Annotated in this window: 24 protein-coding genes; 11 read left to right on the forward strand and 13 right to left on the reverse strand. The window is 65.1% G+C overall.

Annotation, left to right across the window (positions count from 1 at the left end):
- Positions 1–3 precede the first annotated feature (3 nt).
- Together LB525_RS24240 and LB525_RS24245 are read right to left on the reverse strand one after the other, a co-directional pair.
- The gene (locus tag LB525_RS24240; RefSeq protein ID WP_140710204.1) at positions 4–375 is read right to left on the reverse strand and encodes a VOC family protein; all 372 of its coding nucleotides are present in this window, start codon (positions 373–375) and stop codon (positions 4–6) included.
- A gap of 70 nt (positions 376–445) precedes the next feature.
- Positions 446–1156 carry a helix-turn-helix transcriptional regulator gene (locus tag LB525_RS24245; protein ID WP_224548089.1) on the reverse strand — a complete coding sequence of 237 codons (711 nt, stop codon included), beginning with the start codon at positions 1154–1156 and terminating at the stop codon, positions 446–448.
- Positions 1157–1257: 101 nt separating this feature from the next.
- Between LB525_RS24245 and LB525_RS24250 the strand changes: the two genes are divergently transcribed.
- The 7 genes from LB525_RS24250 (at position 1258) to LB525_RS24280 (ending at position 8795) form a co-directional block, all read left to right on the forward strand.
- The gene (locus tag LB525_RS24250; protein ID WP_224548100.1) at positions 1258–1743 is read left to right on the forward strand and encodes a DUF1772 domain-containing protein; all 486 of its coding nucleotides are present in this window, start codon (positions 1258–1260) and stop codon (positions 1741–1743) included.
- An 87-nt stretch (positions 1744–1830) separates the two neighbouring features.
- Positions 1831–2913 carry a class I SAM-dependent rRNA methyltransferase gene (locus LB525_RS24255; protein ID WP_224548122.1) on the forward strand — a complete coding sequence of 361 codons (1083 nt, stop codon included), beginning with the start codon at positions 1831–1833 and terminating at the stop codon, positions 2911–2913.
- The gene (locus LB525_RS24260; protein ID WP_140710196.1) at positions 2914–3774 is read left to right on the forward strand and encodes a TrmH family RNA methyltransferase; all 861 of its coding nucleotides are present in this window, start codon (positions 2914–2916) and stop codon (positions 3772–3774) included.
- Between the two features lie 10 nt (positions 3775–3784).
- A complete protein-coding gene (lspA, locus tag LB525_RS24265; RefSeq protein ID WP_224548133.1) occupies positions 3785–4273 on the forward strand; it encodes a signal peptidase II in 489 nt (162 codons plus the stop codon).
- Positions 4274–4328: 55 nt separating this feature from the next.
- Complete coding sequence (locus tag LB525_RS24270; protein ID WP_224548135.1) at positions 4329–5318, forward strand: MDR family oxidoreductase; 990 nt, start codon at positions 4329–4331, stop codon at positions 5316–5318.
- 123 nt (positions 5319–5441) lie between these two features.
- A complete protein-coding gene (locus LB525_RS24275; protein ID WP_224548137.1) occupies positions 5442–7724 on the forward strand; it encodes a PAS domain-containing hybrid sensor histidine kinase/response regulator in 2283 nt (760 codons plus the stop codon).
- A 183-nt stretch (positions 7725–7907) separates the two neighbouring features.
- Complete coding sequence (locus LB525_RS24280; RefSeq protein WP_224548139.1) at positions 7908–8795, forward strand: GNAT family N-acetyltransferase; 888 nt, start codon at positions 7908–7910, stop codon at positions 8793–8795.
- 127 nt (positions 8796–8922) lie between these two features.
- Here the strand turns inward: LB525_RS24280 and LB525_RS24285 are convergent, their stop codons facing one another.
- Positions 8923–9555 (reverse strand): trimeric intracellular cation channel family protein, encoded by a 633-nt coding sequence (locus LB525_RS24285; RefSeq protein ID WP_224548142.1) that lies wholly within the window; start codon positions 9553–9555, stop codon positions 8923–8925.
- Positions 9556–9650: 95 nt separating this feature from the next.
- Complete coding sequence (gene grpE, locus LB525_RS24290) at positions 9651–10283, reverse strand: nucleotide exchange factor GrpE (RefSeq protein WP_224548143.1); 633 nt, start codon at positions 10281–10283, stop codon at positions 9651–9653.
- Between the two features lie 217 nt (positions 10284–10500).
- On the opposite strand from grpE, the gene LB525_RS24295 reads away from it, so the two are divergent.
- Positions 10501–10701 (forward strand): hypothetical protein, encoded by a 201-nt coding sequence (locus LB525_RS24295; RefSeq protein WP_224548145.1) that lies wholly within the window; start codon positions 10501–10503, stop codon positions 10699–10701.
- A 23-nt stretch (positions 10702–10724) separates the two neighbouring features.
- Here the strand turns inward: LB525_RS24295 and LB525_RS24300 are convergent, their stop codons facing one another.
- From LB525_RS24300 to cysG, 6 genes are all read right to left on the reverse strand, one after another.
- Positions 10725–11345, reverse strand: a complete 621-nt coding sequence (locus LB525_RS24300) for a DJ-1/PfpI family protein (RefSeq protein WP_095769249.1) — start codon at positions 11343–11345, stop codon at positions 10725–10727.
- 214 nt (positions 11346–11559) lie between these two features.
- Positions 11560–12093 (reverse strand): DUF934 domain-containing protein, encoded by a 534-nt coding sequence (locus tag LB525_RS24305; protein WP_095769248.1) that lies wholly within the window; start codon positions 12091–12093, stop codon positions 11560–11562.
- 171 nt (positions 12094–12264) lie between these two features.
- Positions 12265–13026: a phosphoadenylyl-sulfate reductase gene (locus LB525_RS24310; protein ID WP_224548147.1), complete on the reverse strand. Its 762-nt coding sequence runs from the start codon at positions 13024–13026 to the stop codon at positions 12265–12267.
- A complete protein-coding gene (locus tag LB525_RS24315; RefSeq protein WP_095769246.1) occupies positions 13001–14671 on the reverse strand; it encodes a nitrite/sulfite reductase in 1671 nt (556 codons plus the stop codon). The genes LB525_RS24310 and LB525_RS24315 overlap by 26 nt, the downstream gene beginning before the upstream one ends.
- Before the next feature lie 43 nt (positions 14672–14714).
- Positions 14715–15020 carry a DUF2849 domain-containing protein gene (locus tag LB525_RS24320; protein WP_224548149.1) on the reverse strand — a complete coding sequence of 102 codons (306 nt, stop codon included), beginning with the start codon at positions 15018–15020 and terminating at the stop codon, positions 14715–14717.
- On the reverse strand, positions 15017–16465 hold the full coding sequence (gene cysG, locus LB525_RS24325; protein WP_224548151.1) for a siroheme synthase CysG: 1449 nt from the start codon (positions 16463–16465) through the stop codon (positions 15017–15019). The genes LB525_RS24320 and cysG overlap by 4 nt, the downstream gene beginning before the upstream one ends.
- A 416-nt stretch (positions 16466–16881) precedes the next feature.
- Between cysG and LB525_RS24330 the strand changes: the two genes are divergently transcribed.
- Together LB525_RS24330 and ybaL are read left to right on the forward strand one after the other, a co-directional pair.
- Positions 16882–17322 (forward strand): host attachment family protein, encoded by a 441-nt coding sequence (locus LB525_RS24330; RefSeq protein WP_095769243.1) that lies wholly within the window; start codon positions 16882–16884, stop codon positions 17320–17322.
- Between the two features lie 214 nt (positions 17323–17536).
- On the forward strand, positions 17537–19336 hold the full coding sequence (ybaL, locus tag LB525_RS24335) for a YbaL family putative K(+) efflux transporter (protein WP_224548153.1): 1800 nt from the start codon (positions 17537–17539) through the stop codon (positions 19334–19336).
- Positions 19337–19342: 6 nt separating this feature from the next.
- Here ybaL and LB525_RS24340 read toward each other — a convergent pair whose 3' ends face one another.
- Positions 19343–20149 carry an AraC family transcriptional regulator gene (locus tag LB525_RS24340; RefSeq protein ID WP_224548155.1) on the reverse strand — a complete coding sequence of 269 codons (807 nt, stop codon included), beginning with the start codon at positions 20147–20149 and terminating at the stop codon, positions 19343–19345.
- Between the two features lie 125 nt (positions 20150–20274).
- On the opposite strand from LB525_RS24340, the gene LB525_RS24345 reads away from it, so the two are divergent.
- On the forward strand, positions 20275–21192 hold the full coding sequence (locus LB525_RS24345) for a zinc-binding dehydrogenase (protein WP_224548157.1): 918 nt from the start codon (positions 20275–20277) through the stop codon (positions 21190–21192).
- Between the two features lie 9 nt (positions 21193–21201).
- Here the strand turns inward: LB525_RS24345 and LB525_RS24350 are convergent, their stop codons facing one another.
- Together LB525_RS24350 and LB525_RS24355 are read right to left on the reverse strand one after the other, a co-directional pair.
- Complete coding sequence (locus LB525_RS24350; RefSeq protein ID WP_095769240.1) at positions 21202–21951, reverse strand: SDR family NAD(P)-dependent oxidoreductase; 750 nt, start codon at positions 21949–21951, stop codon at positions 21202–21204.
- A gap of 65 nt (positions 21952–22016) precedes the next feature.
- Positions 22017–24293 (reverse strand): transglycosylase domain-containing protein, encoded by a 2277-nt coding sequence (locus LB525_RS24355; protein ID WP_224548159.1) that lies wholly within the window; start codon positions 24291–24293, stop codon positions 22017–22019.
- Between the last annotated feature and the right edge of the window lie 83 nt (positions 24294–24376).

The following is a 24376-nucleotide window of genomic DNA, read 5'->3' on the forward strand; positions in this document are numbered from 1 at the left end:
TGCCTACTGCCCATTCGGCCAGTAGACGCGCAGGCGGTGATTGTCGGGATCGAGCGCGACGAAGGTGCGGCCGAAATCAAGATCGGTTGGGGTCTGCAGAATGTTGAGGCCCCTGCCAGTCCAATCCGCATGGGTGGCGTCGACCGCAGCCGCATTCTCGACCGCGATCACGAGCTCGCCGCCACCGCCTGCTGCCGCCGCAGCCGGCTCGACTGTGTGGCGCGACCAGAGGCCGAGCTTGAACCCCTTGTCGAGCACGAACATAACGAAGGTCGGCGAGGATTCAACCGGCTCGCGTCCGAGCAGCGAAGCGTAGAACGCGCCGCTCTTTTCCGGGCTGTCGACATAGAGGATGACGAAATTCGGCGTGGTCATATCTGATCTCCAAAGTGTCTGAACCTTGGAGACGATATGCGAACCTGCTGTCAGATTCTGGCAGCAGCGATCAGCCGGAAGCGTCTTTCACGCCGTTCCGGCCGGGCGCGTCAAGGCTCGCCCGCCACTCCTTCAGCATCGCCTGGCGGCGGCGCGGATAGCGGATGTCTGTCACTGTCAGGTCGGACATCCGGTCTGCGCGGAAATGCCGGAAATCCTGGCGCGTTTCGCACCACGCCACCATCACCCGCACCTTGTCGAAGAAGGCGAGCGCGAACGGCCAGACCAGACGCTTCGATGCCGCTCCCCCCGCGTCGCGGTAAAGGAAGCCAAGCTTGAGCTCGTCGCGGATCGCCTGCCGCACGATGCCGAGGTCGATCGCTTCGGCATTTTCCGAGCGCGGCCCGACGAGCAGCGTCGTAGCATCGAGATCGTCGCGCAGATCATCCGGCAGCACCGCCGCGATCTTGGCCAGCGCATCCGCCGCGGCGGCCGCCAGCCTTTTGTCCGGCTGCTTCGCCACCCAGCGCGAGCCGAGCACGATCGCCTCGATCTCCTCGTCGCTGAACATCAGCGGCGGCAGCATGAAGCCGGGCTTCAGCACATAGCCAAGCCCCGCCTCGCCCTCGATCGGCGCGCCCTGCCCCTGCAGCGTCGCGATGTCGCGATAGAGGGTACGGATCGACACGCCGATTGCGTCCGCAAGCGTGCGGCCGCTCACCGGCAGGCGATGGCGGCGAAGGATCTGAACGAGGTCGAGCAGGCGGGCTGAACGGGACATGAATGGCTAACCGGCGTGCCGGACAATAGGGCTGGCCTGCACATCGCGGCAAGCGACCTTCTGCCACGGAACGCCCGCGTCCCGTTCCCGTTCTCCCCACAATGGAGATGCGCGGGACCCTGCTGTTCTGGTCGGTGCTGACCGCTTTCGTCGCGGCGCTCAGCCTTGGGCCGTCCTTTGCCCATGTGCTGGAATCGCGGCCCAGGCTGACGAAATGGTCGCCGGCGCTTTGGCGAGAGGCGACGGTCTTCAACGGTCAGTTCCTGCTCTTTGCCGTCATTGGAGCGCCGCTCGATATCGCTGCGATCCTCTGCCCGGCGCTGCTTGCCTGGATGCTGCGCGGCCAAGCGACAGCCTTCTGGCTCGTGCTCGCCGCCACACTGCTTTATGCCGTCTCGCTGGCGCTCTGGTTCGGACTGGTCAAGCCGGCCAACGACATTCTTGCGACCTGGGCGCCCGGACCGATCCCGGACAATTTCGAGGCCGTCCGGCTGCGTTGGGAGACCGGCCACATGGCGGTGGCCGCGGCGAAGGCGCTTGGCTTCGTTTCGCTTTGTTTCGGCCTGCTCGGTATCCGGCATGGCTGATTACAGACCATTGAATGAGCCAGGCTTTGTTGCGCCGGTGGGCTGAGCTGTGGCAGAAGCGGGCCGAACCGCCGGAGATGACCTTTCTTGAAATCTTTTCGCGACAAACGCCGCGATGGCCGCCCGCATCCCGCCAGGGCGGAACAGCCCCGCCCGCGTGATGCGTTCGCGGCCGGACGGCAGCAGGCCGCACCTGCCGGGCGCCGCGAAACCAAGCCGGCGGAGCGGCAGGAAGCCAAGCCGGCGCCGCGCGTGCTTGCGCGCCGCGAAGGCGCGTTGCCTGCCGAGCGCCTGCCGTTGATCCTCGAAGTCGCGCCAAACGCCGATTACGCCCTGCTTGACAGCGGCGTCGGTGAGAAGCTCGAGCAATACGGCCCGTACCGCATCGTGCGCCCCGAGGGCCAGGCAATCTGGCAGCGGGCCCTGCCGGCGAAGGAATGGGAGCGCGCCGACGCCATCTTCACCGGCGACACCGACGAAGAGGGCATCGGCCGCTGGCGGTTTCCCAAAACGCCGCTGGGCGAAACCTGGCCGATGAAGCATGACGGCATCGATTATCTCGGCCGCTTCACCTCGTTTCGCCATGTCGGCGTCTTTCCGGAGCAGGCCTCGCATTGGGACCATATGGCGGGACTGATCGCGTCGGCGAGACGCCCGGTCAAGGTGCTGAACCTTTTCGGCTATACGGGGCTTGCCTCGCTGGTGGCGGCCCGCGCCGGCGCCGAGGTCACCCATGTCGATGCCTCGAAGAAGGCGATCGGCTGGGCGCGCGAGAACCAGGAAATGGCCGGCCTTGCCGACAAGCCGATCCGCTGGATCGTCGAGGACGCGATGAAATTCGCCGAGCGCGAGGAACGCCGCGGCAGCCGCTACGACATCGTGCTGTTCGATCCGCCGGCCTATGGCCGCGGGCCCAAGGGCGAGGTCTGGCAATTGTTCGAGGACCTGCCGGGCCTCACCGAGCTTTGCCGCTCGATCCTGACGCCGAAACCGCTCGCCGTCGTCCTCACCGCCTATTCGATCCGCGCTTCCTTCTTCGCCATCCATGCGCTGATGCGCGATACCTTCGCCGGTATCGGCGGCACGGTCGAATCCGGCGAGCTGATCATTCGCGAGAAATCCGCTGGCCGCGCGCTGTCGACTTCGCTGTTCTCGCGCTGGGTGGCTTGAATGACGGCACATGACGGCGCTCGCCCGGTCGGGCAGGTCAAGGAAGTCACCAGCCTTGCCAATCCCCTGGTCAAGGACATCAAGGCGCTGGCGCTCAAGAAATTCCGCGACCAGCAGAACGCCTTCATGGCCGAGGGCCTGAAGCTGGTCATCGATGCCCTCGACCTCGGCTGGTCGATCAGGACCTTGGTCTTCGCCAAGGCCGGACGCGGCAACCCGGCCGTCGAAAAGGTCGCCGCGCGGACCGTCGCCGCCGGCGGCATGGTGCTCGAAGTTTCCGAAAAGGTGCTCGCTGCCATCACCCGCCGCGAGAACCCGCAAATGGTGGTCGGCGTCTTCGCGCAGCAGACGGTGCCGCTGAAGGACATCCGCGCCAGGGACGGCGATGTCTGGGTGGCGCTCGACCGGGTGCGCGACCCCGGCAATCTCGGCACCGTGATCCGCACCGTCGACGCCGTCGGCGCCAAGGGCGTCATCCTGGTCGGCGACACCACCGACCCGTTCTCGCTGGAGACGGTGCGCGCCACCATGGGCTCGATCTTCGCCGTGCCGGTCGCCAGGGCGACCGAGCAGGCCTTCCTCGCCTGGCGCCGCGATTTCTCCGGCCTTGTCGCCGGAACCCATCTCAAGGGCGCGGTCGACTATCGCTCGGTCGATTTCTCCAGGGGACCGGTCCTGCTGCTGATGGGCAACGAGCAGCAGGGCCTGCCGGACAGTCTCGCCGAAAGCTGCGACCGGCTGCTCAGAATTCCCCAGGCAGGCCGGGCCGATTCGCTCAATCTGGCGGTCGCCACCGGCGTGATGTTGTTCGAGATCCGGCGCGGCGCGTTGAAGCTCGAGCCTGCCAATGACATCCGATGAGAACCGCCAAATGAAATACTGGTCGCCTTACGTCGTGCTGGTCGTCATCGCCATTGCGCTCGACCAGTGGATCAAGCAGCTGGTCGAGAACGGTCTCGCCTTTCAGGAGAAGGTCGACCTCCTGCCCTTCCTGGCGTTGTTCCGCACCTACAACACCGGCATCGCCTTCTCGATGTTCGAGTCCTTCGGCGATACCGGCCTAGTGGTCATCGCCGTGCTCGTCGTCGCCTTCGTGCTCTATCTCGCCACGCGCACGTCGGCCGGCCATGTCGTCGCTCGTATCGGCTTTGCGCTGATCATCGGCGGCGCGCTCGGCAACCTCATCGACCGCGCCGTCTACGGTCACGTCATCGACTACATCCTGTTCCACACGCCCGTCTGGTCCTTCGCGGTCTTCAATCTCGCCGACACCTTCATCTCGGTCGGCGCAGCGCTTGTCGTCTTCGACGAACTGATCGGCTGGCGGCGCGAAGCCAAGTCCCAGGACCTTGGCAATTGACCTCACGCTGTTGAAACCGCAGACTTCCTCATCAGACAGAGGCGAGGAGAAAATCATGCCCGACACCTTCAAAGCCATCCTCGTCTCGCGCGATGCGGACAAGAAACAGTCCGTCGATGTCGTCGACCTCACCGAGGCCGACCTGATGGAAGGCGATGTCACCGTCGCCGTCGAGGCGACGACGGTGAACTACAAGGACGGGCTCGCCATCACCGGCAAGGCCCCGGTCGTGCGCCGCTGGCCGCTGGTTCCAGGCATCGATTTCGCCGGCACCGTGATCTCCTCCTCGCATGCCGACTGGCGCAAGGGAGACAAGGTGATCCTCAACGGCTGGGGCGTCGGCGAGACGCATTACGGCGCCTATGCCGGCCGCGCCCGCGTCAAGGGCGACTGGCTGGTGCCGCTGCCCGAGGGCATGAGCGCGCATGATGCGATGGCTGTCGGCACGGCGGGCTACACGGCAATGCTCTCGGTCATGGCGCTGGAGCGGCACGGAATCGTGCCGGACCGCGGTCCGGTGGTGGTGACGGGCGCTGCCGGCGGCGTCGGCTCGGTCGCCATCTCGATCCTGTCGAGCCTCGGCTATCATGTCATCGCCTCGACCGGCCGCAACGCCGAGAGCCCCTATCTGATCGACCTTGGTGCGGCTGAGGTGATCTCGCGCGAAGAGCTCAGCCAGCCCGCGAAACCGCTCGCCAAGGAGCGCTGGGCAGGCGGCGTCGACTCGGTCGGCAGCCATACCTTGGCCAATGTGCTGTCGATGACCTCCTATGGCGGCGCGATCGCCGCTTGCGGCCTGGCCGGCGGCATGGACCTGCCCGGAAGCGTCGCGCCCTTCATTCTGCGCGGCGTCTCGCTGCTCGGCATCGATTCGGTGATGGCGCCGAAGCCGGTACGCCTGGAAGCATGGCGCCGCATCGGCACCTACCTCGACTCCAAGAAGCTGTCGACATTGTCCCGCACGATCGGTTTCGACGGCATTGTCGCCGCCGCGCGCGATATCGTCGAAGGCAAGGTCAGGGGTCGTGTCGTTGTCGATATGTAGCTCGCAACGACCTCGCGAAGCTCGGTTTCGCCCGCGCATGCGGACAGCCGGATCCGCTCAAATAGCTAAAATTCGAACGATCCCTCCCAGCCTTCCATAATTTCTGTCTGGCATGATCTGCGCATGGTCGCGGACTCCGACATCAGACAGGACAGCAAAGCCGCTGGCGCTCACAGGCTCATCCCCGATGCGCCGAAGCGGCAGGTGCTCGTCGCGCCGCCGCTGGCTCCCGACCTGCCGGGGGCCAGCCACGACGGCCTGCCCTTCCTGACGATCGTTGCCGCCATCGCCATCATGGCGGGGCTCGCGCATCTCACCGGAGCGCCGCTCATCATCACCGCCGGCCTCGCCGCCATAGCCTTTGCGGGCTTGGCCATGCATCTGCGCAGCCGTCGCGATGAGCGCCGCACCGCAGCGCTTCTCGACGAGACCGCCGCGCGCAGCCGCGCCGAGATCGAGACTCTCGCCGACCGCATGTGGGAGATGCAGGAGAGCGAGGAGCGCTTCCGCGGTCTGATCGACGCGCTTGGCGACCTCGTCGTCCATCGCGATCGCGACGGCCATATCGTTTATGCCAACAGCGTCTTTGCCTCGCTTGTCGAGCTCGATGCGCGCGATCTTGCCGGCAAGACGTTGTCCGAGCTTGGCATCGATGTCGGCATCGTTCCCGACGCCGCCTTCTCCGATCATGAATGCCTGAGCTCGACGGATGTCGCGATCCGCACCCCGAACGGACCACGCTGGTTCTCCTGGATCGAATTGTCGGTGCGCGACAAGGACACGGGCGCGGTCTCGCACCGGGCGATCGCCCGCGACATCACCGCCCGCAAGCGCGCCGAATCCTCGCTGATCACCGCGCGCGAACGGGCCGAATATGCCAGCCAGGCCAAGTCACGCTTCCTCGCCACCGTCAGCCATGAGATCCGCACGCCGATGAACGGCATCATGGGCATGGCGAAGCTGCTTGCCGACACCGACCTCTCGCCCGAACAGCGCACCTATGTCGGCGCCATTTCCACCTCGGCCAGCGCGCTGCTCGCGCTCATCGAGGACCTGCTCGACTATTCCAAGATCGAGGCCGGCCGCTTCGAACCCGAGCCCCAGCCGACCTCGCTGCGCGAGATCGCCGACAACATCATCGAGCTTCTGGCCGCAAAGGCCTTCGCCAAGAACATCGGCCTCGGCTGCCATGTCGAGCCCGATGTGCCGCAGATGATCACCGCCGATCCAGGCCGCGTGCGCCAGGTGCTGCTCAACCTCATCGGCAATGCGGTGAAGTTCACCGACACGGGCGGGGTGCTGCTGACCGTGACGCGCGCCCGCAGCGAAACCACCGACCGTATCTGCTTCACCATCGCCGACACCGGCCCCGGCCTGCGCGAAGAGGACATGGAGCGCATTTTCGAGGAATTCGAGCAGTCCGACGGCACCTCAACCAGGGTGCATGGCGGCGCCGGCCTCGGGCTTGCCATCTCGAAGCGGCTGGCGACGGCGATGGGCGGCTCGATCTCGGTCTCGAGCCGGCTCGGCGAAGGATCCGAATTCGTCCTGGAGCTTCCGGCGGTCGCCGCGACCGAGCCGCCGCCGCATCGCCACAACATCCTTGCCGACCGGCGGGCCGTAATCGTGTCGAAAAACGCCATCGAGGCCGATGCCATCGCCCGCGCGATCAAGGCCCATGGCGGCATCGTCGAGGTTGCCGCGACACCGGGCCAGGCCGCCACCTTCGCTGCGGGCTGCAACGTCCTTCTGATCGATGCCGCGCTCGAAAACAGCGACGGGAGGCTGCTCAAGCGGCTGCGCGATTCTGGCTTTGCCGACTGCGAGGCCATCACCCTGATTGCGCCGACGGATCGCGGCATGCTCGGCGAATTCCGGGCCAGCGGCTATGCCACCTTCCTGGCCCGGCCGGTGCGGGGCGAGACCCTGCTGCGTGTGCTGTTGACCAGCCATGGCTCGGCGCTAGCCAAGCCGCTGCCGAAGCCGCGCGGTGCCCCCTCGGTGCGCAAGCGCGACCAGGGCCTGTCGGTGCTGATTGCGGAAGACAACGACATCAACGCCATGCTCGCCCGCGCCACGCTGCTCAAGGCCGGACACCGCGTCAAGATCGTCGGCAACGGCAAGGCCGCGGTCGATGCCGTTACCGATGCCGGCCTCAAGTTCCGCTTCGATGTGGTGCTGATGGACCTGCATATGCCTGTCATGGACGGGCTGGACGCGATCGCCGCCATCCGTCGCCATGAAGAGTCCCTGGCCATGCCCCCGATTCCGATCATGGTGCTTTCGGCCGACAGCCAGGAAAAGACCCGGCATGCCGTGCTCGCCCATGGCGCCAGCGGTTTCGTGACCAAGCCGCTCGACCCGGACGCGCTCGTCCAGGCGGTCGAGGGCCAGGTTGCCGCCTGAGGAAATTTCTAACCGTTGAACGCCTTGGCTTGCTTGGCTTTCGCGATCACAAGATAGCCGGTTGAGTGTATTGCCCAGCCGACAAAGTATTGCTCGCCACGTCGTATCACGGTACTGTCACAATCCTGTTGCACCTACACCGTATCCCCGTGCCAAGAGGGATGGCTCGAAGGAGAATCACTCGTGCATACAGTCGTGCCTGAATGTGACACTCGGCCGAATGCCGGCGGCGCCCTGCTCGCCGCCCGCACCGCCGACGCCGTCGCAAGCGGCGCTCCGCTGGGCCGCATCGGCAATCTCGAAGTGCGGCTCGCGCGCAACGAGGCCGAGATCGCCGCCGCCCAGGAAGTGCGCTACCGGGTATTCTACGACGAGCTTGGCGCGAGGAAGGACCTGTTCCAGGCGCAGGACCGGCGCGACGCCGACCGGTTCGACCCGCTCTGCGATCACCTTCTGGTGTTGGACAATTCCCTTCCCGGCCCTGAGCACCGCCGCATCGTCGGCACCTACCGCCTGCTGCGGCAGGAAATCGCCGCGGCGGCCGGCGGCTTCTATTCCGAGGGCGAGTTCGAGCTTACCAAGCTGATTGCGCGGCATCCCGGCCAGCGCTTCCTCGAACTCGGCCGTTCCTGCGTTCTGCCGGAATACCGCTCCAAACGCACCATCGAGGCGCTCTGGCAAGGCATCTGGGCCTATATCAACCACTACGACATCGGCGTGATGACCGGCTGCGCCTCGTTCCATGGCATCGTGCCGGCGGCGCATGCCGAGGCGCTGACCTATCTCGCCCATCATTGCCGCACCAACTCCGCCTGGGATGTTCGCGCGGTTCCGGGACGTTACTGCTCGATGGACCTGATGCCGATCGAGGCGGTGAACGCCAAGGCGGCGATCGCCGCCATGCCGCCGCTGGTCAAGGGCTATCTGCGTGTCGGTGCCCGCATCGGCGACGGCTGCGTCATCGACCACGAATTCTCGACCGTCGACGTCTTCGTCGTCATGCCGGTCAAGGAGATCGGCGCCCGCTATGTCAACTACTATGGCGGTGAAGGGCAGCGTTTCGCGGCGTGATTCCAGTGAGTAGTGAGTAGTGAGTAGTGAGTAGTGAGTAGTGAGTAGTGAGTAGTGATGGACACCACCGCTCGCGCCTTGTCACTACTGACTACTGACTACTGACTACTCACTAACCCCCACTCCCTCACGGAATATCTTCCGGCCTTCGCCCCGGCCGGCTCTTATAGGCCGGAAACGACCAGCCGAATTTAAGCGCTCCGCCGCGCACCGCGAATGCCCCCGCGAAGCCGAGCAGGCTGGACGCCAGCGCCGGCAGGCCGGCAAGATCGCCAAGGGTGAAGATGGCGGCGCCGGCAAGAGCGGCCGTGACATAGATCTCGGGCCTGAGCAGCACCGATGGCTCGCCGGCAAGCAGGTCGCGCAGAATGCCGCCAAAGGTCGCCGTCAGCACGCCGGTGATGACCGACACGACGGGCGAGCCGGTGATCGCCAGCCCCTTGGCCGCGCCCATCACCGAAAAAGCGGCAAGGCCGACGGCATCGAGCCACAGCAGCAGCTTATAGCGGGATTCGAACCGGTGGGCGCTGAAGAAGACCAGCACCGCGACGACGGCGCAGATCAGCACATAGCCGCTGCTGGTGACCCAGAACACCGGCAGGTTGAGGATGACGTCGCGCAGCGTCCCGCCGCCGATGCCGGTGACGCTGGCCAGGAACAGAAAGCCGATGATGTCGAGTTCTTTGCGCGATGCGGCAAGCGCACCCGTCGCCGCGAACACGGCGACGCCGGCATAGTCGAGCAACGCGATGGGATTCATGGGCGAGCGAGTAGTGAGTAGCGAATAGAGTAGGGAAATAGCACGAAGCCGGGGATAAATATCAGCCCCTACTCACTACTTCCTATTCGCTACTCTCACGCATCCTTCTCGGCCTGCTCGTTCACCGGGCCCGGCTCGACCTTGGCCTCGGCGGCCGCCTTCGGGCCGCCCTTGGCGACACCGACCATCGCTGGCCGCAGCACGCGCTCGCCGATCGAATAGCCCGGCTGCACCACCTGGACGACAGTGCCTGCGGGAACATCCGGATTGGGGATCTCGAACATCGCCTGGTGGAAGTTCGGATCGAACTTCTCGCCTTCGGGCGCGAGTCTTTTCACGCCGTGGCGCTCCAGCGCCGAAAGCATGGCGCGCTCAGTAAGGTCGACCCCTTCGATCAGCGATTTGAAGCCGGCGTCGCCGCTGGCCTTTGCCTCGGCGGGAATCGCGTCCAGCGCGCGGCGCAGATTGTCGGACACCGACAGCATGTCGCGCGCGAAATTGGCGACGGCATAGGCGCGGGCGTCCTGGACATCGCGCGCGGTGCGCCGCCGCAAATTCTCCATTTCGGCCGCCGCGCGCAGCGCGCGGTCCTTCAGTTCCTCGTTTTCCTTCAGCAGCCGCACCAGCGCTTCGTAGTCGCCGTCGACGCCGCCCTCCGCACGCTCGCCGGAAGCCTCGGCGGCTTCCATCTCTTCGGGCGTGCGTTCGTCTTTTGCCTGGTCGCTCATCGCGTTTCCCGTCATTTCGAATTGCTCTGGATTTGCGCCCGATATCGAGGTTTGGAGGGCAAAAATCAAGGGGCAAGCGCAGGCGGCTGGTGGCAGGCTGCCGTTCCAAATTAATTCAAACTTTACCCTATCACGCAGCTTTGCTTGCTCTCGAGCACTGCTACGGGAACCATGAACCGGCTGCGGGAGTTTCGAAGCCGACACAGGATTTGGGACGATGAACGGCAACAGCGGCAACAGGCGCGCCGAATTGGCCAACGATATTAGGCGGCAGGCGGGCAGCGAAGCGACGAAGCGCTTTCTGCGCACCTTGCCGGTATTTCGCCTGGAAAGGGAGATGCCCCGGCAGTTGACCGACCTGCTTGACCGCCTCGACGGTGCCGAGGCGGAGAACGCGGACGACCCGCGGCGTCAATAGCCGCGCGCCGCAACTGACAAGTTTCAGGCCGCCTTCCTGTCGTCGCGCATCAGCACTTCGCCGTGACGGATCTCGGTGCCGAGCACCTTCAGGCATTCCCGCATGAAGGCGGCTAGGCCTGGCCAGCCCTTGGCTGAAACCAGATTGCCGTCGACATGGGCGCCGGTCGGCGCGACATCGATATAGATGCCGCCGGCAAGCGTCACTTCCGGCTCGCAATAATGCAGCGCCGCGACTTCCTTGCCGCGCACCACGCCGTCGACCGCGATCAGGATCTGCGCGCCATGACAGATGGTGAAGATCGGCTTGCCGGTTTCATGGAAATGCCTGACCAGCGCCTGCACGCGCTTGTCGATGCGGATATATTCCGGCCCGCGGCCGCCCGCCGCATAGACAGCATCGTAGTCGGCTGGGTTCACTTCGGCGAAGGTCTTGTTGAGGATGTAATCGTGACCGGGTTTTTCGGTATAGGTCTGGTGGCCCTCGAAGTCGTGCAATGAGGTCTTGAGCACGTCGCCGGCCTTCTTGTCCGGGCACACGACGTGGACGGTGTGGCCGACCGCATGCATGGCCTGCTCGAAGACGAAAATCTCGTATTCCTCGCTGAACTCGCCAACGAGCATCAATATCTTCTTGCCTGCCATGCTGCTTCCTCCCTTAGCTGGCCGTTATTTCGTGGTACGAAGTAATGGCCCTATCCTAAGGGCAGGTCGGCCGAAGCGGAAGCCCGAATCGCCAATGTGGTCTGACCAGACCAGCGCAGCGAGCTTTCCAAACCTATCTTGAGCTGAGCTGACCAACAAAATGCGCGACGCTGGTCGGACCACAGCGATTTCATTTGCCCTATGAAATGCCGCGTCAGCTGGGGCGCTTACGCCGCCAGGAATATTTTGGGCCCTTGGCCTCCGGTTCGACCGCCGGCTGGTAGTAAAGCGGCAAGCCGCCGGTGCGGCCTTCCTCCAGCCGCTTCAAGAGCACCGGATTGGAGACCTCAAACTCGTCGAAGCCGAGCCGCAGCATATGCGGCAGCTGGTCGACCAGCACCTGCCCGGTGGCGCGCACCGCGCCCTTGAATTGATGCCGGGCGCGCAGCAATTCGCCCTTGGAAAAAGAGCGGCCGTCATTGAAGGCCGGGAAGGCCAGCGCCACCAGCGACAGCTGGTCGAGCAGGCCAGTTATCTTGTCCAGCTCGTCGCCGGGCTGCAGCAGCACGCCGAGACGCTCCTTGGCCGATTTGCGAACGTCTTCATCCAGCCCGAGAAAAGCCTGCAGAGGCAGGATGAAACGGCCGTTGCCGGCAAGCGCCTCGGCGCTTTCGGCGTGGGTCCACTCATCCTCGCGAAAACCGTCACGGGTCCAGAGGCGGGTCCCCGCTGTCGTCGATCCAGTCATCAAAATTCCTAAAGTTCCAAAGAGTCCCAAGGATATGTCGAGATTCAGGTCAGGCCGAGCCGAAAATGGTGGCTTCCGAGAACCGGAGTGGAGCGTACTTGAAGTACGTGAGCACCGGAAGCGCAGGAAGTCGCCATTTGCAGGCCGGCATCACCTGAATATCGGCGTATCCTAAAGTGAGGCGTCGGTCAGCGACTTTTCCAGCCCCGACAAATGAATGCCGCACTCGGTCTTGGCGTGCCCCGCCCAGCGGCCGCTGCGCGCGTCCTCGCCCGGCTGCACCGGCTGCGTGCAGGGGAAGCAGCCGATCGAGAGATAGCCATAGGCGACCAGCGGATTTTCGCGCAGCGCATGCGCCCGCATATAGTCGGCCTGGTCCGATGTCGTCCAATGCGCCAGCGGATTGATGCGGATGCGCGAGCCGACGGCCTCGAAGACGGGCAAAGCCGTGCGCGTCGAAGCCTGGAAGCGCTTGCGCCCGGTGAACCAGGCGCGGAACGGTTCGACGCCGCGCGCCAGCGGCTCGACCTTGCGCACATTGCAGCAGGAATCGGTGTCGGTCTCGTGCAGCCTGCCGGTCGGGTCGACGCGTTGGAGCGCGGTCTCTTCCGGCTTGATCACCCTGATGTCGGTGAGGCCGAAATCGGCGACCAGCGCGTCGCGATAGCCGAGCGTCTCCTCGAAATGCTTGCCGGTGTCGAGGAAGATGATCGGCAGCGCGCGGTCGATCTCCGAAATCATGTGCAGCAGCACGGCGGAGTCCGCGCCGAAGGAAGACACCGCGGCGACCGCGCCGCGGAATTCGTGCGCCGACCGTTCGATGATCTCGATCGGCTTCAGATGGCCCAACAGCGCGTCGAGCCCCGCTGCCTCGGCGGCAACGCCGGTCTCGACTTCGCCTGTCCGGTCAAGCGGCCTTGGTTTCGCCAGCATAGAGCGCCTCCTTGAACGGCGCGGGACCGACACGGCGGTAAGCGTCGATGAAACGTTCGTCAGGACTGAGCCGAAGGCCGAGATAGGTATCGACGATCTGCTCGATGGCATCGGTGATCTCATCCGAGGAGAAGCCGCGGCCGATGATCTCGCCGACGGATGTGTTTTCGTCGGCCGAACCGCCGAGCGTCACCTGGTAGAGCTCGGTGCCTTTCTTCTCCACGCCCAGAATGCCGATATGGCCGACATGGTGGTGGCCGCAGGCATTGATGCAGCCGGAGATCTTCAGCTTCAACTCGCCGATTTCGCGCTGCCGCTCCAGCGAGGCGAAGCGGCGCGAGATTTCCTGCGCTACTGGGATCGAGCGCGCCGTGGCCAGCGCGCAATAATCGAGGCCCGGGCACGAGATGATGTCGCTGATCAGATTGGAATTGGCTGTCGCCAGGCCGATCTCGACCAGCGCGTCGTAGACGGCCTTGAGGTCGGCGCGCGCTACATGCGGCAGGATCAGGTTCTGTTCGTGGCTGACGCGCAATTCGTCGAAGGCGTATTTCTCGGCGATGTCGGCAACCGCTTCCATCTGGCTGTCCGTTGCGTCGCCAGGCACCTCGCCGATGCCCTTGAGCGAGATCGTCACCGCCGCATAGTCGGGATGGCGATGCGTCACGACATTCTGGTCGAGCCATTCCGAAAAGCTCTTCGAATCGAGCCTGGCCTGTTTCACCGCATCATCGCCTTCCGGACGGGAAACCAGCGCCGGCGGCGCGAAATAGGCGTTGATCGCCTGGATATCGGCTTCCGGCAGCTTGAGCTCGGCGTCCCTCAGTTCCTGCCACTCGGCCTCGACCTGGCGGGTGATCTCCTCCACGCCGGTCTCGTGCACCAGGATCTTGATGCGCGCCTTGAACTTGTTGTCGCGACGGCCGTAGAGGTTGTACACGCGCAGGATGGCCGTGCAGTAGGACAGCAACTCCGCCTCCGGCAGGAAGTCGCGGATCTTTCTCGCCACCATCGGCGTGCGGCCCTGGCCGCCGCCTATGTAGACGGCAAAGCCCAGCTCGCCGGCGGCGTTCTTCTTCAGATGCAGGCCGATGTCATGCGTCTGGATGGCGGCGCGGTCGCGCTCGGCGCCGGTCACCGCGATCTTGAACTTGCGCGGCAGGTACGAGAACTCGGGATGCACCGACGACCATTGGCGCAGGATTTCCGCATAGGGACGCGGATCGGCGACCTCGTCGGCGGCGGCTCCCGCGAAATGGTCGGCGGTGACGTTGCGGATGCAGTTGCCGCTGGTCTGGATGGCGTGCATCTCGACGCTCGCCAGATCGGCGAGGATCGCAGGGATGTCCGACAGCGCCGGCCAGTTGAACTGGATGTTCTGGCGCGTGGTGAAATGGCCGTAGCCCTTGTCGTATTTGCGCGCGATGTGGCCGAGCATGCGCAATTGCCTGCTGTTCAACGTGCCGTAAGGCACGGCGATGCGCAGCATATAGGCGTGCAGTTGCAGATAGACGCCGTTCATCAGCCTGAGCGGCCGGAACTGGTCCTCGGTGATCTCGCCGGCAAGCCGGCGCTGCACCTGGTCGCTGAACTCGGCGACACGGGCGTGTACGAAATCCTGGTCGAACTCGTCGTAACGGTACATGCTTCGTCTTTCAGGGCGCGTCCGCCCGCTGCTTTTCTTGGGTTTAAGCCGCCCGCGCCGGTTGCGGGCTCGCCTGCTTGCCGAGATCGGTGCGGATGGTCGGGCCCGCGGCGCGTATCTTTTCGCGCAGCCGCACCGGTTCGACCAAGCCATCGACCACCGTGACGTCGATCAGGTTGACGTCGACCACCTCGTTGTTGGCTCCAGCCGCGGCGCCGATCGCTTCCAGCCGGTCCTCCGCCGTCTTATCATGCGCGATATCGGCGTGACCAACCGTCTCCGCCCAACCGCCGGCGGCGTACCAGACGGCGATGCCGTCGGAGAGCCTGTTCGCGGTGAGAACCTTCATTGCCCAACTCCTTCGGCCACGGCTGAAGCCGCGCCCTCATGCTTATGTGCCGCGAGCGGCTCGGATTGTTCAAAATTGGCGCCGGCGACGGCGTCGCCGATGATCGTCATCACCGGTCCGGTGAGATCGGCGCGCTCCTCCAGCGACGGCAGGTCGGCAAGCGTGCCGTGGAAACGGCGACGGTTGCCGAGGCTGGCATTCTCGACGACGGCAACGGCAGTATCCGGCGACAGTCCCGCTTCGATCAGCCGGCCGGCGACTTCCGCCGCGACCGAACGGCCCATATAGACGGCAACGGTCGCGCCCGAAATGGCAAGCTTGGCCCAGTCGGGCAGCGAGTTGCCCTTGAGGTCGTGGCCGGTGGTAAACACCATCGAGGACGAAACGCCGCGCAGCGTCAGCGGCAGCTCGAAGTCGGCGGCGGCGGCGAAAGCGGCGGTGACGCCCGGAACCACTTCATAGGCGATCCCGGCCTCGCGCAGCGCCGCCATCTCTTCGCCGGCACGGCCGAACACCAGCGGATCGCCGGACTTCAGCCGCACCACGCGCTTGCCGGCGCGGCCCAGCTCGATGAGCAGCGCGTTGATCTCTTCCTGGCTCTTGGAATGGCAGCCCTTGCGTTTTCCGACCGGCAGGCGCTCGGCGTCGCGGCGACCCATGGCGACGATCGCTTCCGGCACCAGCGCGTCGTAGACGATGGCATCGGCCTCCAACAGCAGGCGATGCGCGCGCAAGGTCAAAAGGTCCTCCGCGCCCGGACCGGCGCCGACCAGCGCGATATGCCCCTCGACCGGGGCATCGTGAGCCAAAAGCTCGAGCGCCGCGCCATGCGCCTCGGCGAGGTCGCCGGCTTCGATGGCCTTGGCCGGCGAACCGGCGAAGAAATCGGTCCAGAAGCGGCGGCGCCGATTGCCTTTCGGCAGCGTCTCGGCGGCGGCGCGGAAAGACGCGGCAAGTGCCGCCAGCCGGCCGAGCGACGGCGACAGCATGCGGTCGATGCGCCCGCGCAGCATCTGCGCCAGAACCGGTCCGGCGCCCTCCGTGCCGATGGCGATCGCCACCGGCGCCCGGTTGACCAATGCGGGCGTGAAGAAATCGCACAGCTCTGGACGATCCACGGCGTTGACCGCAATGCCCAGCCGCCGCGCGTCCTCGACGACGCGGCGATCGAGCGCCTCGTCGCCGCTGGCGGCGAACACCAGGGCGGCACCTTGGAGATGCGCGGCCTCATAGGCTGCGTTGATGTGAACAGCGCCGGCCGACGCGATGAAATCCAGCAGGCCGTCGCTGGCATCGTCGGCAACGATGCGCAACACCGCGCTCGATTGCGAAAGCAGCCGCGCCTTGGCGAGCGCCTCCTCGCCATTGCCGACGATGGCTACGGCTTCGCCGTCGACCCGCATGAAGACGGGAAAGGCATTGAGCTTGGCGTTGGCTGGCGACATGGCGATGAGCAATATTGGAATACTTTGGCAGTTTTACGTGGCCACGCCCAAAATCAGAAGGCAAGCACTCGCGCGTCGCCGAACGGCAGGCAATCGCTTTTTCGCAACTGCGAAGGCCAAGAGAAAAAAATTCTACTTTGACGCTGAGACGGCCGGAGCGGCATAAGAAACAGCCTTGATCCGTCGTAATTTTTAGCGCCTGACCGAGAAAGCCGCAAAACAGTTTATTCTAAATTCTACTAAGTTAGTAGATTAAAGCTGACCCTGCGGGATAGGCGCTCGACCGAGTCTGCCGGAAGCGATCGAGAGGCCATCGCCGGATCGGAACAATCATGCCTCGCGGCTCGTTTGCCTAGCAATCCATTTGCGGATCCCAAGCTCCATCTATCGGCAAGCAGCAAGCAAGGAGGAACGCCATGAGCATCAAGCTGAAACACGGACTGTGGGTCATCGTGGCTGATGGCGAAAAGGCCCTTTTCCTGCGCAACCAGGGCGACGCCAAGTTCCCGAACCTCGAAGTGGTGCAGGAGATGGAGCAGGAGAACCCCGCCACGCGCGAGCAAGGCAGCGACAAGCCGGGCCGCCAGAGCAACGAGGGTCCCCGCAGCGCCGTCGAGGAAACCGACTGGCACCGTCTCGGCAAGGAGCGCTTCGCCGTCGAGATTGCCGACCGGCTCTACAAGCTGGCGCACCGCGGCGCGTTCGACGCGGTCGTGCTGATTGCGCCGCCGCAGGTGCTTGGCGAGATGCGCCAGAAGCTGCACAAGGAGGTTTGCGAGAAGGTGCAGGCGGAAATCCCCAAGACACTCACGAACCATACGATTCCCGACATCGAGAACCTGTTGCAAGCGGCATAAGGCACCGAAAAAAAGCGGCTTCGAGGCTGGGTCGCGTCCCGAAGCCGTCTCTTTGTCGGCGCGGCGCCGATTTCCGGTGCGCGCCGCCTTCAGCGTCGAATTCTGCGCGGCGGCGGTTGCATCATAGCCGCTGCGTCCATCATATTGCCGAAGGCGACGGCCTCGGCGGGCGCCCATCCGACATCGTGAATTTTCGAAAGGCGCGCAAAACACAATGCCGCATGACACGCCCCTTATCGCCACCATCGTTGCCGGTCTGGGGCTTGCTTTTGTCTTCGGAGCTTTAGCCAACCGGTTCCGCATCCCGCCGCTCGTCGGCTATCTTGTCGCTGGCGTCCTTGTCGGTCCGAACACGCCCGGCTTCGTCGCCGACGCCAGCCTTGCCAATGAACTCGCGGAAATCGGCGTCATCCTTTTGATGTTCGGCGTCGGCCTGCATTTTTCGCTGAAGGACCTTCTGTCCGTCCGCGCCATCGCCGTGCCGGGCGCCATCGTGCAGATCGGCTTTGCGACCTTGCTCGGCGTCGGACTTGCCTGGCTGCTCGGCTGGTCGCTGGGCGCCGGCCTGGTCTTCGGCCTGGCGCTTTCGGTCGCCTCGACCGTGGTGCTTTTGCGCGCCTTGCAGGAGCGGCGGCTGATCGAGACCGAGCGCGGCCGCATCGCCGTCGGCTGGCTGATCGTCGAGGATCTCGCCATGGTGCTGGCGCTGGTGCTCTTGCCAGCGCTCGCCGGCGTGCTCGGCGGCCAGCCTCAGGTCGACGACCATGCGAGCCTGCTTTCGCTGCCCGCCAGCTATGGCATTTGGGGCGTGGTCGGCGTCACGCTCGCCAAGGTCGCCGCCTTCGTCGTGGTCATGCTGGTGGTCGGCCGCAGGGTCATTCCGTGGATCCTGCATTACGTCGCCCATACCGGCTCCCGGGAATTGTTCCGGCTCGCGGTGCTGGCCATCGCGCTCGGCGTCGCCTTCGGCGCGGCGAAGCTGTTCGGCGTCTCGCTGGCGCTCGGCGCCTTCTTCGCCGGCATGATCATGAGCGAATCCGAGCTCAGCCACCGCGCGGCGGAAGAATCGCTGCCGCTGCGCGACGCCTTTTCGGTGCTGTTCTTCGTCTCGGTCGGCATGCTGTTCGACCCGTTCAGCCTGATCAGCAACGGCCTGCCGATTCTCGCCACCTTGGCCATCATCATTATCGCCAAGTCGATCGCCGCTTTCGTTATCGTGATCGCCTTCCGCTATCCGATCGCGACCGCGCTGATGATTTCGGCGAGCCTTGCCCAGATCGGCGAATTCTCCTTCATCCTGGCCGAGCTTGGCGTCGGCCTGAAACTGTTGCCCGAGCAGGGCCGCGACCTGATCCTCGCTGGCGCCATCCTCTCGATCCTGCTCAACCCGCTGATGTTCCTCGTTGTCGACTGGATGAAGCCATGGCTGGAAAAGCGCGCCGGCAAGGCCGCGCCGGCCGAAGAGCAAAGGCCTATCGGCCCGGCGACCGAGCCCGGCCAGGTCGCTTCGGTGTCGGCGGCTCCAGAAAAGGAAGACGGCCCGCCGCCGAAGACGACCCTCGCCGGCCATTCCATCCTCATCGGCTATGGTCGGGTCGGCAGCCTTGTGGGCGCTGCGCTGAAAGAAGCCGCCCTGCCCTTCCTGGTGATCGAGGACGCCGACAAGACGCTGGCCAAGCTGCGCGACGACGGCGTCGAGACCATCGCCGGCAACGCCGCCAATGCGGACGTCTTCGCGGCCGCCAACCCGGAGGGCGCGACGCGGCTGATCCTCGCCATTCCCAACGCCTTCGAGGCAGGACAGATCGTGCTTCGGGCCCGCACGGCCAATCCGGCGATCAACGTCATTGCCCGCGCTCATTCCGATGCCGAGGTCGAGCATCTCAAAGGGCTCGGCGCAGACATCGTGATCATGGGCGAGCGCGAGATCGCCCGCGGCATCGTCGAGGTGGTGACCGGCAAGACCACCGATCCGGCCGCGCCTGGCATGGAGATCGATCCGCAGCCCGCTTGATGGATGTCAGGCCAGGAACGCGGAGCCGCCATTCTGCGCGATATCGCTGAGGTATTTTGCCGGCGGCTTGCCCAGCGCCTTTTTGAACATGGTGATGAAAGCGGTCACGGATTCATAGCCGAGATCGCCCGACACCTGCTGCACGCTGGCGCCGGAAGACAACTCTCTAAGTGCCACGATCAGATGCAGCTGCTGGCGCCAGCGTCCGAAACTCAGGCCCGTCTCCTTCACAACGAGCCGCGCCAGGCTGCTCTCGCTGAGCGCGACGCGGCCGGCCCATTGCGCCAACGTGCTGCGATCGGCGGGGTCGTCGGCCAGCGCTTCGGCGATCCGCCGCAGCCGCGGCTCGGCCGAGATCGGCAAATGCAATTGCTGCACAGGCATACGCGGCAGTTCCGCGAGCAGCACGCTTCCCAGGAAGTTGCCGCGTGCATCGTTCGGCGCGCACTCCGACAGTTCGATGATCAACTCGCGCAGCAGCGGCGAGATCGAAAGCGTGCAGCACCGGTCCGGCAGGTCGGCGGCGCCGGGCTCGATATAGACGAAGAAAATCCGCGCATTCGCCGTCGCGATGTTGCTGTGTTCCATGCGGCTCGGCACCCACACCCCGCAATGCGGCGGCACCATCCAAAGCCCGCTCGCAACGCGGCAGGTGACGCCGCCGCCGAGCGCGAAGACGAGCTGCCCCTTGCGGTGCCAATGCTCGCGCGCCTCGGCCCTGGTCTCGGTGACATCGACGCCAACGGCCATCGCCGGCGCAGCCACGTCGTCGACGTCGAAATCCAGCCAGGGCCAGCGAAGCGGCTGTCTCATCCTTGACTGCTTTCAGCGATCATCTGGCCTTATCTCTAAATTCTTCAACCAGGAAAGTCGATAGGCTCCAGCCAATTCGTCAATCGATCGCGACTCCCAAACGCCAATTTCAAAAGGATGGGCCCATGCTCGCTCTCGCCATCTCTTCCGACAGCCCCGACCGGCTGAAGCTCACCGAGGTCGATCACCCAAACTGCAATGGAAATGAAGCGTTGGTGGCAGTTCATGCAACATCGTTGAATCGTGGCGAGCTGCGCCTGCTCGGCATCCGACCAGACGGGTGGATACCTGGCCAGGACATCGCCGGCATTGTCGAGCGCGCGGCGGCCGATGGCTCGGGCCCGACCGCGGGCACGCGCGTTGCCGCCTTGGCCGACCAGGCCGGCTGGGCCGAACGGGTCGCGGTCCCGACCGATCGTCTTGCCGTCGTGCCGGACGCGGTCAGCTTCGCGTCCGCAGCCACGCTTCCGGTCGCGGGCACGACGGCGCTGAGAACCTTGCGCCATGGCGGCGATCTCGCCGGACAGCAGGTCCTGATCACCGGCGCAAGCGGCGCGGTTGGCCGCTTCCAGGTCCAGATCGCCAGCGAGCAAGGCGCTTCAGTGACAGCGGTCGCTTCGGCGCGGCATCACGATGACCTTCGCGATCTGGGCGCCGGGCAGGTCGTCGAGTCGATCGAACTGGCCGAGGGATCCTTTTCGCTGATCACCGAGTCGGTCGGCGGCAAAAGCCTCGCCGATGCGATCGAACGCATCGCGCCCGGCGGGACCATCGTCATGTTCGGTTCGAGCAGCGGCGAGCTCACGCCGATCGGTTTCCGTCAGTTCGTTCCGGGCCACGAAGGCGCGAGGCTTCAGACCTTCGCCTATTACACGTCCGGTTCAGCCATCGGCGCCGACATCGCCGCGCTGCTCGATCTTGTCGCGGCCGGCAGGCTCGAAACGCGCGTGGCCATGACCGTGCCGTGGACGGAGATCGGCCGGGCCCTGGACGCGCTGCGGCAACGCAGCTTCAGCGGCAAGGCCGTTGTCACCATGATCTGAAGTCAGCCATCAAACGTGCTGGCCGCCATTGATGTGGATCTCCGAGCCGGTCACGTAGGACGCCTGGCCCGAGCACAGGAAGAAGATGATGTCGGCCACTTCCGAAGTGGCGCCCAGTCGTCTCAGCGGGATCGTCTCGACTATTCTGTCGGTGCCGGGCGAAAGGATCGCCGTGTCGATCTCGCCCGGCGCGATCGCGTTGACGCGGATGCCGTGCGGGCCGAAGTCATGTGCCATCTCGCGCGTCAGCGAGCCGAGCGCCGCTTTCGATGTCGCATAGGCCGTGCCGGCGAACGGATGCACACGTGTGCCGGCGATCGAGGTGACATTGACGATCGAGCCCTTGGCAGCGGCGAGTTCCTTGAACAGCCCCCTTGCCAGCATGATCGGCGCGAAGAAATTGACCTGGAACACGTCGCGCCAGACATGCATCGGCGTCTCGATCGAGTCCATGCGCCTGCCGTCTTTCAGCTTCGGCGAGATGCCGGCGTTGTTGACCAGGGCGTGCAGCTGTCCGCCATGCGCCTCAAGCCGGTGACGGATTTCCGAAACGGCGATGCCCACATCTTCCTGGTCGGCGAGGTCGACCTTGATGTGGTCCTCGGGGCCGGCCGGCCACGGGCAATCCTCGGCGAAGGCCTGGCGCGAGCAGGTGATGACGCGCCAGCCCTCGCGCGAAAAGCGCTTCACCGTCGCATGGCCGATGCCGCGGCTGGCGCCGGTGAGCACGATTGTTTTTCTGCTGTCGGTCTCGGCCATGGTTTTGTCTCCGGCCGGACATGTAGCCGAAGGCGCTTGCCATTGCGAGAGGTGAAGTTGCCGCTCTAACCCCCGCTCAGAATATCGAGGATCGAAGTCTGGCGCTTTTTCGTCGGGCCGCCGACATTGCCGGGCGGCACCGGATGCTTGATCGAGGCGGTTTCGCCGCTGTCGCTCGGCATGCCGAAGCCGGCGGCATCGACGGTCTCGGCAGGTCGCGCGGTCCGCACCTGACGCGCGGGCGCCTGGGCGACAGGCTGCGATGGAGTAGCAGGCTGTGACTGGCCGACGGCTGCTGGCGGCGCAGGCGACGGCTGCGCAGCATCCGCCGACGGGATCTCGTCCGGCACGATCGTGTCGGACGGCGTCGACTTCCAGGTGCCGGGCAGCGGCCGCACCGGCACGCCCTCATGCGCGGCCACCATGAATTCGTGCCAGGCCTGCGCCGGCAGGGCGCCGCCGGTGACCTTCTTCATCGGGCTGCCGTCGTCATTGCCGAACCACACGCCCGTCGTGAGATTGGCGGTGTAGCCGACGAACCAGGCGTCGCGCGAGTTCTGGCTGGTGCCGGTCTTGCCGGCCGACGGCCAATTGAAGGCCGCCTTCTTGGCGGTGCCGATCTCGACCGTGCCGGTCATCATCGAATTCATCATGCCGACGGTGTCGGCCTTGACGACGCGCGGCGCGCTGCCGCCGCTGTTCTCGTAAAGCACCTTGCCCTCGCCGGTGGTGATGCGGCGGATGAAATGGACGTCCGGCTTGTAGCCGCCATTGGCGAACGGAACGTAGGCGGAAGTCAGCTCCAGCGGCGTCACCTCCGAGGTGCCGAGCGCGATCGAGGTGTTGGCCTGCAGGTCGGACTGGATGCCCATGCGATGCGCGGCTTCCACCACCGCGTCGGGCCCGACTTCCATGGTGAGCTGCGCCGCCACTGAGTTCAGCGACTTGGCCAGCGCCGTCGCCAGCGTCACCTTGCCGTAATATTTGCCGCCGTAATTGTCCGGCGTCCATTTGCCGATTTTGATCGGCGCGTCGTTGCGGATGCTGTCCGGCGTGCGGCCGGCCTCCAGCGCCGCCATGTAGACGAACGGCTTGAAGGCCGAGCCCGGCTGCCGGCGCGCTTCCGAGGCGCGGTCGAACTGGCTGGTCGAATAATCATAGCCGCCGACCATGGCGCGCACCGCGCCGGAATCATCGATCGACACCAGCGCGCCTTGGCTGACGTTGAGCTTCTTACCGCTTTCGTCGATCAGCCGGCGGATCGACTGTTCGGCAAGCTTCTGCAGGGTCAAGTCGACAGTGGTGTCGACGACGATGTCGCCGCGCACCTCGCCGATGAGATCGGGAAGCTCCTCCATCACCGTGTCGGCGACATAGTTCTCGGAGCCGGTCCAGTAGGACGGCGCGCGCGTCGCCGGCGCGCTCAGCGCCACCTTATATTCCTTATCACTGATCTTGCCTTCCGCGCGCATGGCCGCGAGCACGAGTTGCGCCCGCTCCTCGGCCGCTTTGGGATCGCGTGCCGGCGAAAGCTTGGACGGCGCCTTGAGCAGCCCGGCCAGCAACGCGGCCTCCGAAAGGCTCACGTCGCGCGCGCTCTTGCCGAAATAGCGCCGCGAAGCCGCTTCCACGCCATAGGCTCCGGATCCGAAATAGACCCGGTTGAGATACATTTCGAGGATCTGGTCCTTGCTGTGCTTGTGTTCGAGCCACAGCGCCAGAAGCACTTCCTGCACCTTGCGCTCCAGCGTGCGGTCCGGCGTCAGGAACAGGTTCTTGGCCAGCTGCTGCGTCAGCGTCGAGCCGCCCTGCGAGAAATGGCCGCCGAGAACGTTGGTGACCATGGCGCGTGAAAGCCCGATCGGATCGATGCCGAAATGCGAATAGAAGCGGCGGTCCTCGATGGCAACGACGGCTTGCGGGATATAAGGCGACATTTCGTGCAGGCCGACCGCCTCGCCGCCCGACATGCCGCGATTGGCGATCAGCCCGCCATCGACCGAGACGATCTTGATGTTGGGCGCGCGGTCGGGGATCGACCAGGTGGTCGCCGCCGGCATCTTGGCGCCGTAATAGACGACGATGCCGGCCGCCGCGATGCCGCCCCAGATGCAGAACACGAAGCACCAGTAGACCAGGCGGGTGGCGATGCCAAGCAAGCCCCGCCGGCTGCGGTCGCGGCCGCGACCGCGTGATTTCTTTGCGGATCTGCCCTTTGCAGTGGATTTACGGCTGCGCGGCACGACGCGATCCTCCTCGCTCACCGAAAAGCCTTCGGAGGATTTCGCGCGCGGCGCCTCCTCGAAACTCGGTTCGATGCGACTGTTTCTGCGGTTCGCCATGCGCTCTTGCTAGCCTGCCCCCGGGTGCCGATGGCGTTCGGGTTGAAGATTAGATGCGGCGGTTTAAAGGCGGGTTAAAGCAG

Source organism: Mesorhizobium sp. CA16 (assembly GCF_020165175.1).
In the GTDB taxonomy this organism is placed as follows: domain Bacteria; phylum Pseudomonadota; class Alphaproteobacteria; order Rhizobiales; family Rhizobiaceae; genus Mesorhizobium.

What these genes read in the sequence shown, in the direction of transcription:
- LB525_RS24305 (WP_095769248.1), bottom strand. Translation starts at nt 12,093, where the DNA reads ATGACTGGATCGACGACAGCGGGGACCCGCCTCTGGACCCGTGACGGT.
- cysG (WP_224548151.1), bottom strand. Translation starts at nt 16,465, where the DNA reads ATGTCGCCAGCCAACGCCAAGCTCAATGCCTTTCCCGTCTTCATGCGG.
- LB525_RS24345 (WP_224548157.1), top strand. Translation starts at nt 20,275, where the DNA reads ATGCTCGCTCTCGCCATCTCTTCCGACAGCCCCGACCGGCTGAAGCTC.
- ybaL (WP_224548153.1), top strand. Translation starts at nt 17,537, where the DNA reads ATGCCGCATGACACGCCCCTTATCGCCACCATCGTTGCCGGTCTGGGG.
- lspA (WP_224548133.1), top strand. Translation starts at nt 3,785, where the DNA reads ATGAAATACTGGTCGCCTTACGTCGTGCTGGTCGTCATCGCCATTGCG.
- LB525_RS24250 (WP_224548100.1), top strand. Translation starts at nt 1,258, where the DNA reads ATGGAGATGCGCGGGACCCTGCTGTTCTGGTCGGTGCTGACCGCTTTC.
- LB525_RS24355 (WP_224548159.1), bottom strand. Translation starts at nt 24,293, where the DNA reads ATGGCGAACCGCAGAAACAGTCGCATCGAACCGAGTTTCGAGGAGGCG.
- LB525_RS24300 (WP_095769249.1), bottom strand. Translation starts at nt 11,345, where the DNA reads ATGGCAGGCAAGAAGATATTGATGCTCGTTGGCGAGTTCAGCGAGGAA.
- LB525_RS24310 (WP_224548147.1), bottom strand. Translation starts at nt 13,026, where the DNA reads ATGCTGGCGAAACCAAGGCCGCTTGACCGGACAGGCGAAGTCGAGACC.
- LB525_RS24330 (WP_095769243.1), top strand. Translation starts at nt 16,882, where the DNA reads ATGAGCATCAAGCTGAAACACGGACTGTGGGTCATCGTGGCTGATGGC.
- LB525_RS24315 (WP_095769246.1), bottom strand. Translation starts at nt 14,671, where the DNA reads ATGTACCGTTACGACGAGTTCGACCAGGATTTCGTACACGCCCGTGTC.
- LB525_RS24245 (WP_224548089.1), bottom strand. Translation starts at nt 1,156, where the DNA reads ATGTCCCGTTCAGCCCGCCTGCTCGACCTCGTTCAGATCCTTCGCCGC.
- LB525_RS24295 (WP_224548145.1), top strand. Translation starts at nt 10,501, where the DNA reads ATGAACGGCAACAGCGGCAACAGGCGCGCCGAATTGGCCAACGATATT.
- LB525_RS24285 (WP_224548142.1), bottom strand. Translation starts at nt 9,555, where the DNA reads ATGAATCCCATCGCGTTGCTCGACTATGCCGGCGTCGCCGTGTTCGCG.
- LB525_RS24340 (WP_224548155.1), bottom strand. Translation starts at nt 20,149, where the DNA reads ATGAGACAGCCGCTTCGCTGGCCCTGGCTGGATTTCGACGTCGACGAC.
- LB525_RS24270 (WP_224548135.1), top strand. Translation starts at nt 4,329, where the DNA reads ATGCCCGACACCTTCAAAGCCATCCTCGTCTCGCGCGATGCGGACAAG.
- LB525_RS24350 (WP_095769240.1), bottom strand. Translation starts at nt 21,951, where the DNA reads ATGGCCGAGACCGACAGCAGAAAAACAATCGTGCTCACCGGCGCCAGC.
- LB525_RS24240 (WP_140710204.1), bottom strand. Translation starts at nt 375, where the DNA reads ATGACCACGCCGAATTTCGTCATCCTCTATGTCGACAGCCCGGAAAAG.
- grpE (WP_224548143.1), bottom strand. Translation starts at nt 10,283, where the DNA reads ATGAGCGACCAGGCAAAAGACGAACGCACGCCCGAAGAGATGGAAGCC.
- LB525_RS24260 (WP_140710196.1), top strand. Translation starts at nt 2,914, where the DNA reads ATGACGGCACATGACGGCGCTCGCCCGGTCGGGCAGGTCAAGGAAGTC.
- LB525_RS24275 (WP_224548137.1), top strand. Translation starts at nt 5,442, where the DNA reads ATGGTCGCGGACTCCGACATCAGACAGGACAGCAAAGCCGCTGGCGCT.
- LB525_RS24320 (WP_224548149.1), bottom strand. Translation starts at nt 15,020, where the DNA reads ATGAAGGTTCTCACCGCGAACAGGCTCTCCGACGGCATCGCCGTCTGG.